Origin of the sequence: Nocardia cyriacigeorgica (genome assembly GCF_010858045.1) — a bacterium.
Classification (GTDB): Bacteria; Actinomycetota; Actinomycetes; order Mycobacteriales; family Mycobacteriaceae; genus Nocardia; species Nocardia cyriacigeorgica_E.
This window is the reverse complement of the sequence record NZ_JAAGVC010000070.1, coordinates 10,146-11,683: the sequence shown is the minus strand read 5'-3', so window position 1 is coordinate 11,683 and position 1,538 is coordinate 10,146. Positions and strand designations below refer to the sequence as shown.

1 protein-coding gene and 1 pseudogene are annotated in these 1,538 nt (G+C 69.2%); both read left to right on the top strand.

Annotated features, from left to right (window positions below):
- Window positions 1-299 (top strand): annotated as a pseudogene (locus tag GV790_RS28270) (hypothetical protein); the annotation flags it as partial.
- Between the two features lie 156 nt (window positions 300-455).
- On the top strand, window positions 456-1,496 hold the full coding sequence (locus GV790_RS28265; RefSeq protein ID WP_163817797.1) for an NAD(P)-dependent alcohol dehydrogenase: 1,041 nt from the start codon (window positions 456-458) through the stop codon (window positions 1,494-1,496).
- Window positions 1,497-1,538 lie beyond the last annotated feature (42 nt).

Genomic DNA, 1,538 nt, shown 5'->3' with positions numbered 1-1,538 from the left:
GTGCCCGGCGGCGGCGCACCCGCACCCACCACGATCGCACCGGAATCGGCGACGCCCCACCCCAGATCACCTACACCGTCGACACACCACACCACAGCTGCATCGACATCACCATCGACAACGTCCCACCCGAATGGGGATGGGTACGCGAGGACGGCATCGACATCATCAGCCCCGCCCTGCAAACCCTCGCCGACGAACTGGCCGACCTCATGAACGGCTACAACCACGACGGCAGCGACATCGACAAACGCTTCTTCGGCCGCGTCCGCATCCCCGACCTCACCCTCGTCTGGTAACCAGCGGACCTCGCCCACGCCTACTGATCGCCACCAGCACCACAAAGCCGAGCGTCGTCACCGACACCTCCGACGACGCTCCGCGGCGATTTGCCACCCGGATGCCGGGCGCGCATGCGATCGTGGAGGCAACCAGCATCGAACGGAGGACGTGCGATGAAGGCTCTGCAATACGCGGCGGTCGGTGCCGAACCGGAAGTCCGCGACATCCCCACCCCCGAACCGGGCCCAGGGCAGGTCCTGCTGAAAATCACCGCCGCCGGGGTCTGCCACTCCGACGACTTCGTCATGTCCCTGCCCGCCGAAGCCCTCACCTTTCCGCTGCCACTCACCCTCGGCCACGAAGGCGCGGGCACCGTCGCCGCCCTCGGCGCGGGCGTCACCGGTCTCGAACTGGGCCAGGCGGTCGTCGTCTACGGCCCCTGGGGCTGCGGCACCTGCTGGTTCTGCTCTCGAGGCGCCGAAAACTACTGCTCCCGCGCCGCCGAACTCGGCATCTACCCACCCGGCCTCGGCGCACCCGGCGCCATCGCCGAATACATGATCGTCGACTCCGCCCGCCACCTGGTACCCATCGGCGACCTCGACCCCGTCGCCACCGTGCCGCTCACCGACGCCGGACTCACCCCCTACCACGCCATCAAACGCTCACTGCCCAAACTGGTGCCAGGCACCTTCGCCGTCGTGATCGGCAGCGGGGGACTGGGCCACGTCGCCATCCAGTTGCTGCGCCACCTCTCACCCGCCCGGGTGATCGCCCTCGACGTCAACGACGACAAACTCGCCTTCGCCACATCCGTCGGCGCCCACGAAGCAGTACTGTCCGACGCCGCAGCCGCCGACAACGTCCGCGCCATCACCGGACCCGGCGGCGCAACCCTGGTCCTGGACTTCGTCGGCTACCAGCCCACCGTCGACACCGCCATGGCCGTCGCCGGCGTAGCAGCCGACGTCACCATCGTCGGCCTCGGCGACGGACAATCCGCCGCCCACGTCGGCTTCGGCATCAGCCCCTACGAAACCGCCGTCACCGCACCGTACTGGGGCACCCGCGGCGAACTCATCGAACTCATCGATCTCGCCCACGCCGGCGTCCTCGACATCGCCGTCGAACGCTTCACCCTCGACGACGCGCCCGAAGCCTACCGGCGACTCGCCGCCGGCACACTGCGCGGACGCGCCGTCATCGTCCCCTGACACACCCGCGAACGCAGGGGAGAGGCGGCCGGCCCACCGGCC

Coding starts and splice junctions, on each gene's coding strand:
- GV790_RS28265 (WP_163817797.1), top strand. CDS start 456: ATGAAGGCTCTGCAATACGCGGCGGTCGGTGCCGAACCGGAAGTCCGC.